Here is a 337-nt window from a genome sequence, read left to right on the forward strand (position 1 = left end):
TACAAGCGCGCTTTTATATTCCGCTTTATTTAAAGCTGCTAAGGGCCCAGATCCTTCTGAAGTGTATAAACAGCAGGAAGAAGCATTAACAGCTTACAGAGATGCTGTTGTACAAAGAACGAATGAGATCATGAACGCTTGGAATATTTTCGAACAGGTTCAGATGAAGAAAACAAGTGGCGCACAACTTACTAAGAATTTAGAAGAGCAAGTCGGTATTTTAGGTAGATGGAAAGACAATCTAACTAGCATAGCGCAACGAGCCGGACTTGAATTCTCTAATTATTTAGCTCAACTTGGTCCGCAATCAGCAGAAGAAGTAAAAGCTATCGCTCAG

Annotated in this window: 1 pseudogene; it reads left to right on the forward strand. The window is 40.4% G+C overall.

What is annotated here, in order from left to right:
* A pseudogene (locus tag SB775_RS28190) lies at nucleotides 1-337 on the forward strand (phage tail protein); the annotation flags it as partial.

It is taken from the genome of Peribacillus sp. SIMBA_075, assembly GCF_046534585.1.